The sequence below is a fragment of the Amycolatopsis sp. NPDC049688 genome (assembly GCF_040674975.1).
Classification (GTDB): domain Bacteria; phylum Actinomycetota; class Actinomycetes; order Mycobacteriales; family Pseudonocardiaceae; genus Amycolatopsis.
Window position 1 is genome coordinate 153,755 of record NZ_JBFANY010000014.1, and the last position, 17,235, is coordinate 170,989.

12 protein-coding genes are annotated in these 17,235 nt (G+C 71.7%); 7 read left to right on the forward strand and 5 right to left on the reverse strand.

Going from position 1 to position 17,235, the window contains the following annotated elements; genetic code table 11:
- Window positions 1-25: 25 nt before the first annotated feature.
- Window positions 26-1,738, reverse strand: a complete 1,713-nt coding sequence (gene araD, locus AB0J55_RS34270) for an L-arabinonate dehydratase (RefSeq protein ID WP_364258119.1) — start codon at window positions 1,736-1,738, stop codon at window positions 26-28.
- 75 nt (window positions 1,739-1,813) lie between these two features.
- Here araD and AB0J55_RS34275 point away from each other — a divergent pair, with 75 nt between their 5' ends.
- From AB0J55_RS34275 to AB0J55_RS34285, 3 genes are read left to right on the forward strand one after another with little or no spacing between them, the layout of a single operon-like run.
- Window positions 1,814-2,467: a GntR family transcriptional regulator gene (locus AB0J55_RS34275; RefSeq protein WP_364258122.1), complete on the forward strand. Its 654-nt coding sequence runs from the start codon at window positions 1,814-1,816 to the stop codon at window positions 2,465-2,467.
- Entirely contained in the window at window positions 2,464-2,967 is a 504-nt protein-coding gene (locus AB0J55_RS34280; protein ID WP_364258124.1) for a YfcE family phosphodiesterase, read from the forward strand. The genes AB0J55_RS34275 and AB0J55_RS34280 overlap by 4 nt, the downstream gene beginning before the upstream one ends.
- Window positions 2,968-2,976: 9 nt before the next feature.
- Entirely contained in the window at window positions 2,977-3,963 is a 987-nt protein-coding gene (locus AB0J55_RS34285) for a PHP domain-containing protein (RefSeq protein ID WP_364258127.1), read from the forward strand.
- A 6-nt stretch (window positions 3,964-3,969) separates the two neighbouring features.
- Here the strand turns inward: AB0J55_RS34285 and AB0J55_RS34290 are convergent, their stop codons facing one another.
- Window positions 3,970-4,815, reverse strand: coding sequence for a chitosanase (locus AB0J55_RS34290; RefSeq protein ID WP_364258130.1), 846 nt, complete (start codon window positions 4,813-4,815; stop codon window positions 3,970-3,972).
- Between the two features lie 172 nt (window positions 4,816-4,987).
- A complete protein-coding gene (locus AB0J55_RS34295; RefSeq protein WP_364258132.1) occupies window positions 4,988-5,578 on the reverse strand; it encodes a TetR/AcrR family transcriptional regulator in 591 nt (196 codons plus the stop codon).
- A 68-nt stretch (window positions 5,579-5,646) separates the two neighbouring features.
- Between AB0J55_RS34295 and AB0J55_RS34300 the strand changes: the two genes are divergently transcribed.
- On the forward strand, window positions 5,647-7,134 hold the full coding sequence (locus AB0J55_RS34300) for an NAD(P)/FAD-dependent oxidoreductase (RefSeq protein WP_364258135.1): 1,488 nt from the start codon (window positions 5,647-5,649) through the stop codon (window positions 7,132-7,134).
- On the opposite strand, the gene AB0J55_RS34305 is transcribed toward AB0J55_RS34300, so the two are convergent.
- Entirely contained in the window at window positions 7,121-8,281 is a 1,161-nt protein-coding gene (locus tag AB0J55_RS34305) for a saccharopine dehydrogenase NADP-binding domain-containing protein (RefSeq protein ID WP_364258138.1), read from the reverse strand. The genes AB0J55_RS34300 and AB0J55_RS34305 overlap by 14 nt on opposite strands.
- A 107-nt stretch (window positions 8,282-8,388) precedes the next feature.
- Between AB0J55_RS34305 and AB0J55_RS34310 the strand changes: the two genes are divergently transcribed.
- The 3 genes from AB0J55_RS34310 to AB0J55_RS34320 all read left to right on the forward strand — a co-directional run bounded on the left by AB0J55_RS34310 (window position 8,389) and on the right by AB0J55_RS34320 (window position 15,373).
- Window positions 8,389-9,552, forward strand: a complete 1,164-nt coding sequence (locus AB0J55_RS34310; protein ID WP_364258141.1) for a lactate 2-monooxygenase — start codon at window positions 8,389-8,391, stop codon at window positions 9,550-9,552.
- 94 nt (window positions 9,553-9,646) lie between these two features.
- Window positions 9,647-13,534 carry an ATP-dependent RNA helicase HrpA gene (gene hrpA, locus AB0J55_RS34315; RefSeq protein ID WP_364258144.1) on the forward strand — a complete coding sequence of 1,296 codons (3,888 nt, stop codon included), beginning with the start codon at window positions 9,647-9,649 and terminating at the stop codon, window positions 13,532-13,534.
- A gap of 135 nt (window positions 13,535-13,669) precedes the next feature.
- Window positions 13,670-15,373: a sialidase family protein gene (locus AB0J55_RS34320; protein WP_364258146.1), complete on the forward strand. Its 1,704-nt coding sequence runs from the start codon at window positions 13,670-13,672 to the stop codon at window positions 15,371-15,373.
- 122 nt (window positions 15,374-15,495) lie between these two features.
- Here the strand turns inward: AB0J55_RS34320 and AB0J55_RS34325 are convergent, their stop codons facing one another.
- Window positions 15,496-17,184, reverse strand: a complete 1,689-nt coding sequence (locus AB0J55_RS34325; RefSeq protein ID WP_364258149.1) for a bifunctional 3'-5' exonuclease/DNA polymerase — start codon at window positions 17,182-17,184, stop codon at window positions 15,496-15,498.
- Window positions 17,185-17,235 lie beyond the last annotated feature (51 nt).

Sequence of the window (17,235 nt, forward strand, 5' to 3'; positions counted from 1 at the left end):
ATGAACCGGGCACGGATCGGTGAACTCACCGGGCATCGGGTTCGGGATTGTGACCGGCCCGGGCCAGGAAGTCGAAGTCGCAGCCTTCGTCGGCCTGCGTGATGTGTTCGCTGTAGAGCGCGCCGTAACCGCGTTCGAAGCGGGGCGCGGGCGCCGTCCACCCGGCACGCCGCCGGTCGAGCTCCGCATCGGACACTTCGAGCCGCAGGGTGCGCGAAGGGACGTCCAACGTGATCAGGTCGCCGTCGCGGACCAGGGCCAGCGGCCCGCCGACGTGCGACTCGGGCGCCACGTGCAGCACGCAGGCGCCGTAGCTGGTGCCGCTCATCCGCGCGTCGGAGATCCGGACCATGTCCCGGACGCCCTGGGCGAGCAGGTGCGCGGGGATCGGCAGCATCCCGTACTCGGGCATGCCGGGGCCGCCGAGCGGGCCGGAGCCGCGCAGCACCAGCACCGAGTCCGCGGTGATCGCCGGGTCGTCGATCCGCTTCTTGAGGTCCGGGTAGTTCTCGAACACCACGGCCGGGCCGGTGTGCGCCAGCAGGTGCGGCTCGGCGGCGATGTGCTTGATGACCGCGCCCGACGGCGCCAGGTTCCCGTGCAGCACCGCGACCCCGCCCTCGGCGGCGACCGGGTTGTCCCGCGTCCGGATGACGTCGTCGTCGTGCACGCTCGCCTGCGCGAGGTTCTCGCCGAGCGTCCGGCCGGTGACGGTGGGGCGTTCGGGGTGCAGCAGGTCGGTCAGCCGCGAGAGCAGCCCGGGCAGGCCGCCGGCGTAGTAGAAGTCCTCCATCAGCCAGTCGCCGCCGGGCCGGATGTTCGCCAGCACCGGCACGCGCCGGGCGATCGCGTCGAAATCCGCGAGCGAGACCGGGATCCCGCTGCGGCCGGCCATCGCGATCAGGTGGATCACGGCGTTGGTCGAGCCGCCGAGCGCGAGCACGGTGGTGATGGCGTCTTCGTACGCCCGCTTGTCCAGGACCTGGGTGATGGTCAGGTCTTCCCGGACCATGTCCACGATCCGCGCGCCGCTGGCCGCGGCCATCCGGTGGTGCGCCGAGTCGACGGCGGGGATCGACGCGGCGCCCGGCAGCGTCACGCCGAGCACCTCGGCGGCCGAGGTCATGGTGGACGCCGTCCCCATCGTCATGCAGTGCCCCGGTGACCGGGCCAGCCCGCGCTCCAGTTCGGACATTTCGGCGTCGCCGATCAGCCCGGCGCGCTTGTCGTCCCAGTACTTCCACATGTCGGTGCCGCTGCCGAGGACCTCGTTGCGCCAGTGCCCGCGCAGCATCGGCCCGGCCGGGACGAAGATCGCCGGCAGGCCCGCGCTGGCCGCGCCCATCAGCAGCGCCGGCGTGGTCTTGTCGCAGCCGCCCATCAGGACGGCGCCGTCGATCGGGTAGGAGCGGAGGATCTCCTCGGTCTCCATGGCCAGCAGGTTGCGGTAGAGCATCGGCGTCGGCTTCTGGTAGGTCTCCGACAGCGTGGCGACCGGGAACTCCAGCGGGAACCCGCCTGCCTGCCAGACCCCGCGCTTGACCTGCTCGGCGCGTTCGCGCAGGTGCATGTGGCAGGGGTTGATGTCCGACCAGGTGTTGAGGATGCCGATGACCGGTTTGCCGAGGTGCTCTTCCGGGTTGTAGCCGAGCTGGCGGCTGCGGGCGCGGTGGCTGAAGTTGCGCAGTTCGTCGCCGCCGAACCACCGGTGGCTGCGGAGTTCCTCGGGTCGCTTCATGCCGTCCAGTATGGCATCTGATATACGATCGGTGGGTTTGGTTGAATTGGGGTTCACAGATCGAGGGAGCGCGCCATGACCGGGACGTTCAGCCTGCCCGCCTCCCGGACCGAAGTGGTCCTGGAGGAGATCCGCCGCGGCATCCTGACCCGGGAGCTGGTGCCCGGCCAGCCGCTCGTCGAGGCGGAGCTGGCCGCGCGGCTCGGCGTGTCCAAGACGCCGGTGCGCGAGGCCCTCAAGGTGCTGTCGAACTCCGGGCTGGTGGCGTTCAGCCCGTACAAGGGCGCGTCCGTGATCACCGTCGACGCCGAGCTCGCGAAGTCCGTCTACGACGTGCGGATGGTGCTCGAACCCGAGGCCGTCCGGCGGACCGTCGAGCGGCGCGACCCGGAGCTGCTGGAGGACGCGGCCGAGGCGCTGAAGGAGGCGTCGACGGCCATCGCGGACAAGGACCAGGCCGCGCTCAGCCTGCTGAACCGCCGCTTCCACCGCGCCCTCTACTCCGGCTGCGGCAACCCGCTGCTGGTCAGCATCCTCGACGACCTCAAGGACCGCGCGGCGCTGATCAGCGTCGTCGGCTGGGAGGCCAACCCCAGCTGGAAGAGGGAGTGGACCGAGCACAAGGCGGTGCTGGCGGCGGCGAAGAAGGGCGACGCCGAGGGCGCGGCCGCCCTGCTGCGCGACCACATCGGCGGGTTCCTGGACCGGGTGCTGAAGGCCATCGGATGAGGCTGCTGCTGATCTCGGACACCCACCTGCCGGCCCGCGCCCGCGAGCTGCCGCCGCAGGTGTGGGCCGAGGTGGCGGCCGCCGACGTCGTCGTGCACGCCGGCGACTGGGTCGACGTCGCCCTGCTGGACGAGCTCGAGGCGCGCAGCAAGCGGCTGATCGGGGTGTACGGCAACAACGACGGCCCGGCGCTGCGGGCCCGGCTGCCGGAGGTCGCCCGCGCGGAGCTCGGCGGCGTGCGCCTGGCCGTCATCCACGAGACCGGCGCGAAGCAGGGCCGCGAGCAGCGGTGCGACGCGCAGTTCCCGGACACCGACGTGCTGGTCTTCGGGCACAGCCACATCCCGTGGGACACGGTGGCGCCGTCGGGACTGCGGCTGCTCAACCCGGGGTCGCCGACGGACCGCCGTCGCCAGCCGTACTGCACGTACCAGACCTGCCGCGTCGAAGACGGCGCCTTGGTGGACGTCGAGCTGCACCGACTGCCCCGGAGGGGGTAGACAGGTCCCATGGATCCGGCATGGGCGTTGCGGGAGATCGCGTTCCAGCTCGAACGCGCGGGCGAACCGACCTACCGCGTCCGGGCGTTCCGGAACGCGGCGGCGACGGTCGACAAGACCGGCGCCGAGCAGCTGGCGCAGCTGGCGGAGAACGGCACCCTGACGTCCTTGCCGGGCATCGGGAAGGCGACCGCGGGAGTCATCGAGGACGCGCTGGCCGGTCGTGACCCGGCGTACCGGGGGAAGATCGTCGCGAAGGAACTGCCGAGCGGAGAGCCGTTGCGCTCGGCGTTGCGCGGGGACTGCCACACCCATTCGGATTGGTCGGACGGGGGCAGTTCGATCGGCGAGATGGCGGTGGCGGGCCGCGACCTCGGCCACGAGTACATGGTCCTGACCGACCACTCGCCGCGGCTGACGGTCGCGAACGGGCTGTCCCCGGACCGGCTCCGGACGCAGATGCAGATCGTCGCGAAGGCGAACGAGCTGATGGCGCCGTTCCGCCTGCTGCACGGCATCGAGGTCGACATCCTCGACGACGGCTCGCTGGACCAGGAGGAGGAGCTGCTGGGGCAGCTGGACTTCGTGGTGGCGAGCGTCCACTCGAAGCTGCGGATGCCCGCGCGCGACATGACCCGCCGGATGGTGGCGGCGGTGCGCAACCCGCACGTCCGGGTCCTGGGCCACTGCACGGGCCGGCTGGTGGTGGGGCGCGGGCGTCCGGAGTCGGAGTTCGACGCGGAGAAGGTGTTCACGGCGTGCCGCGAGAACGGCGTGGCGGTGGAGATCAATTCCCGCCCGGAGCGGCTGGACCCGCCGATGAGGTTGCTTCGCCTGGCCGCGGAGATCGGCTGTGACTTCACGATCGACAGCGACGCGCACGCGCCGGGCCAGCTGGATTGGCTGGGGTACGGCTGCGAGCGCGCGATCAAGGCGGGCATCGGGCCGGAGCGCATCCTCAACACCCGCACGGCGGATGCGCTCCTGACCCGATGACCGGCGTCAGTTGATCGTGTACGAGTCCCCGTACACCTTCCACTTCAGCGGCGTGTGCAGGTCGAAGTTCCCTTCGCTGAGGAACTTCGCCTGCTCGGTGTCGACGCGGGAGGTGTCCGCGTGGGCCTCCTCCTGCTTCATGATCACCTTGCGGGCCACGAAGAACGCCTTGAGGTACGTCGTTTCGTCGCCGCCCTGGGCCGGGGTCTTGGCCTTCTTCATCGCGGCCTTGCGGATGCCGCCGAAGCTGTCGCTGCTGTCGCCCGGGCCGTGCATCACGATCGCGTCGTAGTAGGCGAACTGGCCGAGGTTGCTCAGGCCGTCCGCCTTGCCCTGGTTCACCGCCGGGTTGAAGTAGACGCGGTCGCGCTCGTTGTTCTGCGCCGTCTGGAACGCCGTCGTCGCCGCGGCCTGCTTCCACGCGCTCTCGAACGCCGACCCGAGGCCCGCGTGCGAATCCGTGCCGTTCACCTTGCGCAGCGCGGGAAGGAACTTCGCCAGCGGGTTGTTCGGGACCGAATCCGTGTACGCCTCGACGAGTTCGAGCATGTCGCCGGTGCCCGAACAGAACCCGATGATGCCCGCCGTGTAGCCGCGGCCGTCACCGATGTCCTCGATGTACTTGTACTGTGCCTTCCAGTCCAGCGACGAGTTCTCCGCGCTGGACACCAGCTTCATCGCGATTTCCTTCTTGGCCGGGGCCGAGAGGTCGCCGGTGGCCAGTACGGAAGCGCTGCTCGCGGCCAGCGGCGCGGGGGCGGCCGAAGAGAGGGCCGGCGTGGTGATCACGAGGGCGGCGACGGAGGCCGCGCCGAGCGTGCCGACGAGGACCGGCCGCAACTTCTTGCTCATGGGGAGGGGACCCTTTCCGCGGGATGCGCCGTCGGATCACGGCGTTACGGGTGATGAGGTGGAGCTGCGGCGTAACGACACGGTAGCGAAGGGTCAGCAGGCTCCACAAGAGGCGGAATTCGTTCATGTTCGTGAACGGTCCAGACCACCGCGGCAAGTCCTCAGAGGACGGTCAGCGGCCCCCGGCGAAGAGCCGGATGACGTCCGGCAGCACGGACACCGGGATCGTCGGGTCGATCGCCCGCTGGACGCCGAGCCCGATGCCCAGCGACAGCAGCGCCGTCGCGGCGTCGTCGGCCGACATCGGGAGAGTGATCCCGAACCGCTCGGCGTATCCGGTGAGCAGGCCGGCGATCGTGTCGCGGATGGCCTTGTCCCGCGCCGCCAGCTCCGCCCGCACGTGCGGGTCGCGGCGGGCGTTCGTGGCGAACTCGACCTCCAAGGCCGTCCACGCCTCGTCGCCGATGCTCCGCTCGGCCCAGCTCTGGAACGCCGTGAGCAGGCCCTCCATCCCCTCGGCGCCGGCCAGTGCCTCGGCGACCAGGGCGACCTGCTCGTCGTGGATCCGGTCGAGCACGGTGAGGCAGAGCTCGTCCTTGCTGCGGAAGTTCGAATACACCGCGCCCTTCGAGTACCCGGCCTCGTCGGCGACCTTCTCCAGCGACGTCACCGAGTAGCCGTCGCGCAGGAAGAGCAGCTTGGCGGTCTCGACGAGCTGCTCGCGGGTGCGGGCCTGGCTTTCCGCGCGGGTGAGTCGGGGCATGGCGGCCACTCTAGCGAGACCCGGGATCGGGGTACCACAAGTATTCGAATACTGTTAGTCTCCGAAAAATGGAACAACGTGAGTTCGCGGTCCTCGTCGTCGGCGCCGGGGCCTCGGGGCTGGGCGCCGCCATCCGCCTCGGCCAGGCCGGGGTCGCCGACCTCGCCGTCCTCGAGAAGGCGGACACGCTCGGCGGCACCTGGCGCGACAACACCTACCCCGGCTGCGCGTGCGACGTCCCGTCCGCGTTGTACTCCTACTCCTTCGCCCCCAATCCGGAGTGGACGCGCGCCTTCGCGGGCCAAGCCGAAATCCGGGCCTACCTCCGCGACACGGCCTCCCGGTTCGGGGTCACCTCGAAGATCCGCTACGGCGTGGAGGTGACGCGGGCGCAGTGGAACGCCCGGGACGCGCGCTGGGAGCTGGAGACGTCACAGGGCCCGTACCGCGCCCGGGTCCTGGTCGCCGGCACCGGTCCCTGGCACGAACCGCTGATCCCGGACCTGCCCGGGCTCGGCGGCTTCCCCGGCGAGGTCTTCCACTCCGCGCGCTGGAACCACGGCTACGACCTGGCGGGCAAGCGGGTCGCGGTGATCGGCACCGGCGCGTCGGCGGTGCAGTTCGTCCCGGAGATCGTGCCGCGGGTGGGGCGGCTGCACCTGTTCCAGCGCACCGCGCAGTGGGTCCTGCCGAAGCCGGACCACCCCGTCCCGGGCGTCGAACGGCTCCTCCTGCGCCGCTTTCCGGCCCTGCAGCGAGCCCTGCGCAGTGCGGAGTACGGCGCGATGGAGGCGCTCGGCTTCGGTTTCCGGCACCCGTGGCTGCTGCGGCAGGTGCAGAAGATCGGCCTCGCCCACCTGCGGCTCGCGGTGCGGGATCCGGCACTGCGCCGCGCGCTGACGCCGGACTACACGCTGGGCTGCAAGCGCTTGCTCATGTCGAACACGTACTACCGGTCCCTGACGCAGTCCCATGTGGACGTGCACCCGACGGCGGTGCGTTCGGTCCGGGGCTCGCGCGTGCTGGGCGCGGACGGTTCAAGCGCCGAGGTCGACGCGATCATCTTCGGCACCGGCTTCCACGTCCTCGACATGCCGGTGTCGTCCCGGGTGTTCGACGGCGACGGCCGCAGTCTCGCCGACCACTGGAAGGGCAGCCCGCAGGCGTACGCGGGGACGACGGTGGCCGGGTTCCCGAACCTGTACCTGCTGCTGGGCCCCAGCCTCGGCACCGGGCATTCGTCGGCGTTCATGATCCTGGAGGCCCAGCTGCGCCACACGGTGGCGGCGGTGACGCGGACACTGCGTTCGGAAGGGACGGTGCTGTCGGTCCGCCCGGAGGCCCAGGCGGCGTTCAACGCGGAGGTCCAGGCGGCCCTGCCCGGGACGGTGTACCAGGCGGGCGGCTGTTCGAGCTACTACACGGATGTCAACGGGCGCAACAGTTTCAGCTGGCCGTTCTCGACCGGGCGGCTGCGGTCGCAGGTGGGTGCGTTCCGCGAAGCCGACTACGAGGTCGTTCGGACCCACTCCCGGCACAGGGTCAAAGAGTCGTGAAACGGATACCGGCTGCGGTGAGCCTCTCGACGAGGGCGCCGCCCATCGCGGTCGCCGTGGTCACCTGGCCCGCGGTTTCGGGCAGGTCGTCGGTCGCGAGGCACAACGCCGATTCCGCCAGCATCTTCGCCGTCTCGTCGTAGCCCGGGTCGCCGCCGGACACCTCCGTCACCACGCGCGAGCCGCCGCCCTCGCCGAAGAACCGCACCGAAAACCACGACCGCGCGCGCCGCTGCGGGCTCGGCCCGCTGCCGGGCGCCAGCAGCCGCGAGAGCGCCCGCCGGGCCGGCGGGACCTGGGCCGCGGCGAGCAGCGCCCCCGTCCCGGCGACGCCGCCGGCCAGCACCGGCAGGTGCTTGACCGCGGCGAAGTGCCGGTAGGTGAAGTCCGGCCCGTAGCGCTCGGACGCGGCCGCCGACCGGCGGACGATCTCCGGGTCGATCGTCGGCAGCGGCACCGCCCACCAGCCCGCGGCGGCGACCCGGTGCGGGCGCCCGAGCGGGGCGCGCGCGAACCGCCCGGCCGGCCGCGGCTCGGCCGCCGCCCGCTCGCGGGCCACCCGGGCCCCGGCCGGCAGCCGGGACATGATGGTGAGCGCGCTGAGCACCGTGCCGCCCGAGGGCATCCCGCCGGCCCGGACGTAGCCGTCCACCTGCAGCGGCACGCCCTCCGGCAGCTGCTGCACGGTGAACCACGCGCCGAGGTCGTGCGGGATGGAGTCGAACCCGCACGCGTGCACCAGCCGCGCGCCGGTCTCGCGGGCGCGCCGGTCGTGCGCGAGGTACATCCGGTCGACGAACTCGGGTTCGCCGGTCAGGTCGACGTAGTCGGTGCCCGCCTCGGCGCACGCGGCGACCAGCGGCTCGCCGTGTGCCAGGTACGGCCCGACGGTCGTGATCACGACCTTCGTGGCCTCCGCGACGGCCCGCAGCGACGCCGGGTCGCCGGAGTCGGCGACGAGCAGGTCCAGTGCGCCGAACCGGTCGTCGGCCTCCGCCAGCCGCGCCCGGACGGCCTCGAGCCTGCCGCGGCTGCGCCCGGCCAGGGCCCAGCGCAGGTCCGCGGGCGCGTGCCGGGCCAGGTATTCCGCGGTCAGGCCGCCGGTGAACCCGGTGGCACCGAACAGGACCACGTCGTACGCGCGCATGACTGCTCCTTCGAGGGACGTCGGGCTCAGGTTACCCGTCGGTCACTTCCCGGCGCCGGGCGAACTACCGGCGGGTACAGTGCCCCCTCGAACGCGAGGAGGCAACCGTGACCGAACGCTTCGGCAGCTACCAGAACGAGATCTACCTGCAGGGACTCGGGGGTCAGCTGCCGCCGTGCTCGACCGACGCGACGAAGCTCGAAGCGTCGGCCCGCGAGGTCATGGCGCCCGGGCCGTTCTCCTACGTCGCGGGCGCGGCCGGCTCCGGCGCGACCGCCCGCGCCAACCGCGAGGCGTTCGACCGCTGGCGCGTCGTGCCGCGGATGCTGACCGGCGCCACCGACCGCGACCTGGCCACGACGGTGCTCGGCAGCCGGCTGCCCGCCCCGGTGGCGGTGGCGCCGGTCGGCGTCCAGTCGATCGTCCACCCGGACGCGGAGTCCGCGACCGCCCGCGCCGCCGCCTCGGTGGGGCTGCCGTTCATCCTGTCCACGGCGTCGTCGACCGGCATCGAGGACGTCGCCGCGGCCAACGGCGACGGCCCGCGCTGGTTCCAGCTGTACTGGCCCGGCGACAACGACGTCTGCGCGAGCCTGCTGACGCGGGCGAAGAACGCCGGCTACACCGCGCTGGTCGTCACGCTCGACACGTGGACGCTGGCCTGGCGGCCGTCCGATCTGGACCAGGCGTACCTGCCGTTCCTCAAGGGCGAGGGCTGCGCGGTCCCGTTCACCGACCCGGTGTTCCGCGGCCTGCTGGAGAAGACGCCGGAAGAGGACCCGAACATGGCGATCCTGCGCTGGATCGGCATGCTCACCGGCACCGACCGGACCTGGGACCAGCTGCCGTTCCTGCGCGAGCACTGGGACGGCCCGATCGTCCTGAAGGGCATCCAGCACGTCGCCGACGCGCGCCGCGCGGCCGAGGCCGGCATGGACGGCATCGTGGTGTCCAACCACGGCGGCCGCCAGGTCGACGGCGCAATCGGCGCGCTGGAGGCCCTGCCGGGCATCGTCGCGGCGGTCGGCGACCGCCTGGAGGTGCTGTTCGACTCGGGCGTCCGCACCGGCGCGGACGTGCTGAAGGCGCTGGCGCTGGGCGCGCGGGCGGTGCTGGTGGGGCGCCCGTGGGTGTACGGCCTGGCCCACGCGGGTGAGGACGGCGTCCGGCACGTCCTGCGCAGCCTGCTGGCGGACTTCGACCTGACCATGGGGCTGTCCGGCCACCGCACCCTCGCCGACCTGGGCCCGGAGTCGCTGCAGCGGGCGTGAGGGCCGGACGACCGGGGGTCCGGTGTCCGGTCGGTCACGTACCGGGGATATTCGGAGGCCCGGTTCGTCACGCACGGCTATCCTGGGACCAAGAATGTCCGAGCCATCCCCCTTCACCGCGCTGCGAGCGCGCCTGCCCGAGCTGATGCCGCGCGACGAGCAGCGGCTGCGCCGGCGGCTCGAAGGCGCCCGCAAAGCCCGCAACCGCGATTCCGTCCTCGCGCAGATCGCCGCCGACGTCGAGAAGGCCGAGCTGCGCGTCGAGTCGCGGCGGGCGAGCGTGCCCAAGATCGAGTATCCCGAAGAGCTGCCGGTCAGCAGGCTCAAGGACGAGATCGCCGCGGCCATCGACAAGCACCAGGTCGTGATCGTCGCGGGGGAGACCGGCTCGGGCAAGACCACCCAGCTGCCGAAGATCTGCCTGGAGCTCGGCCGCGGCATCCGCGGCCAGATCGGGCACACCCAGCCGCGGCGGCTGGCCGCGCGCACGGTCGCCGACCGGATCGCGAGTGAGCTGAAGACCGAACTCGGCGACGCCGTCGGCTACAAGGTCCGGTTCACCGACCAGTCCGGCCAGGACACCCTGGTCAAGCTGATGACCGACGGCATCCTGCTGGCCGAGATCCAGACCGACCGGTCGCTGCGCCAGTACGACACGCTGATCATCGACGAGGCCCACGAGCGCAGCCTCAACATCGACTTCATCCTCGGCTACCTCAAGCAGCTGCTGCCGCGCCGCCCCGACCTCAAGGTCATCATCACCTCGGCGACCATCGACCCCGAGCGGTTCTCGAAGCACTTCGACGACGCGCCGATCGTCGAGGTCTCCGGCCGGACGTACCCGGTCGAGGTGCGCTACCGGCCGCTCGTCGACCCCGACGATCCCGCCGAGGACGCCGACGAGCGCGACCAGACGCAGGGCATCCTCGACGCCGTCGAGGAGCTGTGCGCGGAAGGCCCCGGCGACATCCTGGTCTTCCTGTCCGGCGAGCGCGAGATCCGCGACACCGCCGACGTGCTGAACCGGGCGAACCTGCGCAACACCGAGGTCCTGCCGCTGTACGCGCGGCTGTCCTCGGCCGAGCAGCAGCGCATCTTCCAGTCGCACACCGGGCGGCGGGTCGTGCTCGCGACGAACGTCGCCGAGACGTCGCTGACCGTGCCGGGCATCAAGTACGTCGTCGACCCGGGCACCGCGCGGATCTCCCGCTACAGCCACCGCACGAAGGTGCAGCGGCTGCCGATCGAGCCGGTGTCGCAGGCGTCGGCGAACCAGCGCAAGGGGCGCTGCGGCCGCACGTCGGACGGCATCTGCATCCGGCTCTACTCCGAAGAGGACTTCGAAAGCCGGCCCGAGTTCACCGATCCCGAGATCCTGCGGACCAACCTCGCCTCGGTCATCCTGCAGATGACGTCGCTGGGGCTCGGGGACATCGCCGCGTTCCCGTTCGTCGAGCCGCCGGACCGCCGCCAGGTCAGCGACGGTATCGGCCTGCTGCAGGAGCTGGGCGCGTTCTCCTCGACCGGGTCCGACCGCGACCTCACCGACATCGGCCGCAAGCTCGCGCAGCTGCCCGTCGACCCGCGGATGGGCCGGATGGTCCTGGAGGCGGCGAAGAACGGCTGCGTCCGCGAGGTCATGATCATCGCGGCCGCACTGTCCATCCAGGACCCGCGCGAGCGGCCGGCCGACAAGCAGCAGGCGGCCGACGCCCAGCACGCGCGGTTCGCCGACCCGACGTCGGACTTCCTCGCCTACCTGAACCTCTGGGAGTACGTCGCCGAGCAGCAGAAGGCGTTGTCCGGCAACCAGTTCCGCCGCATGTGCCGGACCGAGTACCTGAACTACCTGCGGCTGCGCGAGTGGCAGGACATCTTCAGCCAGCTGCGTCAGCTGGCCAAGCCGCTGGGCATCTCCCTGAACACGAACGCGTCCCCGGTGGACCCGCAGCGCGTGCACACGTCGCTGATCGCCGGTCTGCTCTCGCACATCGGGCTCAAGGACCCGGCCAAGGGCGACTACCTGGGGGCGCGCGGAGCCCGCTTCGGCGTCTTCCCGGGCTCGGCGCTGTTCAAGAAGCAGCCGCGCTGGGTGATGTCGGCGGAGCTGGTCGAAACGTCCCGGCTGTGGGCGCGGGTCAACGCGCGCATCGAGCCCGAGTGGGTCGAGCCGCTGGCCCAGCACGTCGTGAAGCGGTCGTATTCCGAGCCGCACTGGGAACGCAAGCAGGGCGCGGTGATCGCGACCGAGAAGGTGACGCTGTACGGCGTCCCGCTGATCGCCGACCGCCGCGTCAACTACGGCCGGATCGATCCGGAGCTGTCGCGGGCGCTGTTCATCCGGCACGCCCTGGTCGAGGGCGACTGGCAGACGCGCCACCACTTCTTCGCCGAGAACCGCGCGCTGCTGGAAGAGGTCGAGGACCTCGAAAACCGGGCGCGGCGGCGGGACATCCTGGTCGACGACCAGACGCTGTACGAGTTCTACGACGCCCGGGTGCCCGCCGACGTCGTTTCGGTGCGGCACTTCGACAGCTGGTGGAAGAAGGCCCGCCACACCGATCCCGACCTGCTGTCGTTCGAGAAGTCCATGCTCATCAACGAGTCCGCGGGCAGCGTCCGCGAGGGCGACTACCCGGACTCGTGGACGCAGGGCACGCAGGTCTTCAAGCTGACCTACCAGTTCGAGCCGGGCGCGGACGCCGACGGCGTCACCGTGCACGTCCCGCTGCCGGTGCTGAACCAGGTGACCCCGGACGGCTTCGACTGGCAGGTCCCGGGCCTGCGGGCGGAGCTGGTGACGCAGCTGATCAAGTCGCTGCCGAAGGCGTTGCGCCGCAACTTCGTCCCGGCGCCGGACACCGCCCGCGATGTCCTTTCGCGAGTGTCGCCTGCGGACGGTCCGCTGTTGGAGGTGCTCGGCCGCGAGCTACGGGCCCTGCGCGGGATCACCGTGCCGTACGCGGACTGGGACCTGGCTTCGGTGCCGGACCACCTGAAGATGACGTTCCGCGTGGTCGACGAACGCGGCAAGAAGGTCGCGGAGGGCAAGGACGTCGAGGCCCTGCAGCGGCGGCTGGCCCCGAAGGTCCGCGAGACGATTTCGAAGGCGGCCAACACGCTGGAGAAAGCGGGCCTGACGAAGCCGTCGTTCGGGTCGCTGCCCCCCGTTTTCGAGTCGAAGCAACGCGGCCACGACGTCAAGGCGTACCCGGCGCTGGTCGACGAGGGTGCTTCGGTGGCGGTGCGGCTGCTGGACACCCCGGCCCAGCAGGAACACGCGATGTGGGCCGGCACGCGGCGGATGCTGCGGCTGAACCTGAACTCGCCGATGAAGTTCATCACGCGCTCGCTGTCCAACTCCTCGAAGCTGGTGCTGAACCGGAATCCGCACGGCAGCGTGGCGGCGCTGCTCGAGGACTGCGTCGACTGCGCGGTGGACGCCTTGATGGCCGCGGGCGGCGGCCCGGTGTTCGACGAGACCGGCTTCAAGGTGCTGCTGGAGAAGGTCCGGGCCGGCCTGCACCCTGAAGTGCTGGCGGTGCTGACGGATGTGGAGAAGATCCTCCGCGCGGCCAACGACGTCGAGGTGCAGCTGTCGTCGGCGCGCGGCCCGGCGGAGTCGCTGGCGGACATCCGCGCCCAGCTGTCTTCGCTGGTGTACCCCGGTTTCGTGACGGAGACGGGCGCCCCGCGGCTGCGTCACGTGGTGCGGTACCTGCAGGGGATCTCCCGGCGGCTGGAAAAGCTGGCCTCCGAGCCGACCCGCGACCTCCAGCGCACGGCGGACATCGCCTGGATCACCCGCGAGTACGCCGATGCCTTGGCTTCGCTGCCGCCGGGAACGTCGTCACCGGCGTTGCGCGAAGTGCGGTGGATGATCGAGGAACTGCGGGTGTCGTTCTTCGCGCAGACGCTGGGGACGGCCCATCCGGTGTCGCTGAAGCGGATCACGAAGGCCATCGACGACGCTTTGGCCTAGCTCCAGCCGTAGTCGATCATTGTTGCCAAGTAACGAAAAACCGGAATGTCCGGCTTCGAACTTCCGTCGGTTGACCGCGTTGCCCGGCGGGACAAGCCTGGGTCGGCTGGAGACCTTCTGGGAAAGGACTATCCGATGTCCTTGGGTGTTTCGTCCGCAAGACGGCGAATCGTCGCCGCCTGCGCCGCGCTGCTCTTGCCGTTCGTCCTCACGCCCGCCGCGCACGCGGCCGAGGCCCGGCACAACGTCCCGAATCCGCTGCTCAAGGAGCAGTTCGCGGAGGGGGAGGACGAGGAGGGCGACGATCCCGCGCTGTCCGCGCTCTGCCAGACCTACATCGGCAAGCCGAACCCGTACCGGCCGCTCGCGCCCAACACCGACGTCATCGACGGCGACACCATCGTGCCCACCGGCAGCCAGACCGGCTGCAGCACGGCCCAGAACGAGACGACCGTCGCCGTCAACCCGGAGAACCCGCGCAACATCGTCGCCGGGTCGAACGACTACCGGCTGTACAACACGCGGGAGGCGCGCAACGACTCCGGCGGCTTCGCCTACACCTCGTTCGACGGCGGCCGGACGTGGGCGAACGTCCAGCTGCCGCACCTGGACTTCCCGACCGGTGCGGCCGCCCCACTGTCCTACATGGACGCCGCCGGCGACCCGGCGATCGCCTTCGGGCCGCACAACACCGTGTACTACGCGACGCTCGTGTTCAGCCGGGCCGCGGTGCCGGACGACCAGCAGCTCGCCAGCGGCATCGCGGTGTCGGTGTCCCACGACGGCGGCCGCAGCTTCGGTGACCCGGCGATCCTGCACCTCGACGGCGTCACCCCGGCCGGCACGCCGACGCCGACGAGGATCTTCAACGACAAGGAGTGGATCGCCGCCGACCCGGTGTCCGGCGACGTCTACGTGACCTGGACGCAGTTCACCTACGACGCGGCCGGCGCGTTCACCGAATCGCCGATCGTGCTGTCGAAGTCCCGCGATTTCGGCCGGACGTGGTCGCCGATGCGCCGGATTTCGCCGTCGCTGACCGGCTTCCCCGGCGGGATCACGCCGTTCGGCAGCGGCTCGAACCCGGTGGTCACCCGCGACGGGACGCTCCAGGTCGCCTACGAAACGTCGGTGTGCGCGACGGCCGCGTGCGACCAGCCCGCCGACCACGACGCGGTGGTCGTGGCGACCTCGCGCGACGGCGGCCGGACGTTCCGGCACGCGGAGGTGGGGCTCGACTTCGACTTCCCGGTGGACGAAGACGTCGCCAACAACGCGCTGACCGGCGAGAACTTCCGGGTCAACAGCTTCCCGCAGCTGACCTACGACCGCGTGACGGACCACCTGTGGGTGACCTGGGCCGACGACCGCAACGGAACGTACCGCGACGGCGAGTCGGTGAAGACGAACGGCGACGCGTTCCTGAGCGGGTCGGACGGCCGGCACGGCTGGTCGGCACCGGTGAAGGTCGGCACGGGCGCCGACGAGGTGTTCCCGGCGGTCGCGGCGTTCGCCGGGCGGGTCGCGGTCACGTCGTACACCCGCGCGTACGACCCGAACGGCATCGGCCTGGACTACGCGTACGCCACCGGCTGGGGCGACCGCTTGTCCCCGCTGCGCCGGATCACGACGCAGACGGCGAACCCGCAGGTCCAGTTCGTCTCGACCGGAGCGGAGACGGGCAAGGAGCTCCAGGGCGTGTTCATCGGCGACTACACGGCGGCCGCGGTGGGCGCGGACTTCCGCCTGCACCCGGTCTGGACGGACTTCCGCGGCAACCCGGGCCGGACGTTGCCGAACCAGGACGTCGGAACGCAGTCCCTGCCGATGTTCCCGTAGCCCCTCCGGACGACACGCGTACCCCGCCGGACGACACGACCTGGCCCCCGGCCTGCGCCGTGTCGTCCGGCTGCGTACGCGTGTCGTCCTTCCGGGTACGCGTGTCGTCCGTCTGCGTCGGGTTACTTGGCGTCGGCGTAGGTGTCGACGGCTGCGGTTTGCATGGGGAAGCGGACCGGGCAGGCCGGGCCGAACAGCATCCGGGCCGCCTCCGTCACCGAGTCCGTGATCGCCGCCGAGACCTCGGCGGCCAGGGCGGCCGGGGTGTGGACGATGACCTCGTCGTGCTGGAAGAACACCAGGTGGGCCGGGGCGGGCAGGCGGGTGCGCAGGGTGGCCAGCATGACCGCCGTCATGTCCGCCGCGCTCGCCTGGACCACGAAGTTGCGGGTGAACCGGCCCCAGCCGCGGGAGGCGCGGCGGGCCTTGAGCTCCGCCGCTTCGTCGGCGGCCGACCCGCCGGTCAGCGCGCGCCAGGCCGCCGAGGGTGCCGGGGACGTCCGGCCCAGCCGGGACCGGACCCGCTCGCCGCGCTCGCCCGCCTGCGCCGCACGCTCCACATAGGACACCGCGTCCGGGAACCGCTGGCGCAGCAGCCCCAGCAGCGGCCCCGCCTCGCCGGACGTGCCGCCGTACATCGCCGACAGCATCGCGATCTTCGCGCGCGCCCGGTCGTCGCGGTCGTCGCCGGTGGCCGGGACCCAGCGGGCGCCCGAGAACAGCGCCTCGCCCAGCCGCGCGTACAGGTCCGTCGCCGCCGCGACGCCCGCCAGCCGCCGGTCGCCCGACAACGCCGTCAGCACCCGCGGCTCCAGCTGGGCCGCGTCGGCCACCACGAGCTTCCAGCCCGGGTCTGCCCGGACGCACGTCCGCAGCACCTTCGGGATCTGCAGCGCCCCGCCGCCGCGGCTGGCCCACCGCCCGGACACCACCCCGCCGACGACGTAGTGCGGCCGGAACCGGCCGTCGCTGACCCATTCCTCGAGCCACGCCCAGCCGTTCGCGGTGAACAGCCGCGACAGCTCCTTGTACTCCAGCAACGGCCCGACCGCGGGGTGGTCGATGCCGCGGAGCAGGTACTTCCGCGCCGCCGGCACCTCGATCCCCTCTCGGGCCAGCGCCCGGACCACGCTCGGCGGCGAGTCCGGGTTGACCGGCCGCCCGCCGAACGCCTCGCTGATCTTCGCCGCCAGCTCGACCAGCGCCTTCGGCCGCTGCCCGGCCGGCACGCGCGGGCCCAGCCGCGCCGCCAGCAGCTCCTCGTGCACGTCGGCGCGCCAGGGCAGGCCGTCGGCCGACATCTCCGCGGCGGCCAGCGCGCTCGCCGACTCCGCGGCCAGCAGCAGCCGCATCCGGTCCGGGTGCTCGACCGCCGCCACCCGCCGCTCCTGCTCGGCGAGGACGCGCCGCACCGCCGTGACGACCGTCACGCCCGCGGGCAGCGTCGGCACCCGCGTCTCGAACAGCGTCGGCTGCGCCAGCTCGACGGCCGCCGCGTCCGGTGGCGGTTCCTCGCCGTTCGCCCTGGCCCAGGCCGCGCGCAGGCTCCGCGACTCCGCTTCCGCGCCCTCGTACGCCAGCAGCAGCCCCTCGGCCAGCTCGAGGTCGTAGCAGCGGCGCACCCGCAGCCCGGCCGCCACCAGCACCGGGTAGAGCCGTTCCACCGAGGGGAACACCCACCGCGGCGCCAGGGACGCCTCCAGCTCCCGCGCCAGCCCCGCGAAAGCCGCCTCGTCCAGGCCGGACACCGTGTCCGACGGCGTGTGCACGGTGAAGCTGCCGTCCTCCTCCCGTCCCGCGATCACCTGCACCCGGACATCATGCCGACCACCCCCGACATTTTTTCGGGGGTGCGGGTGGCG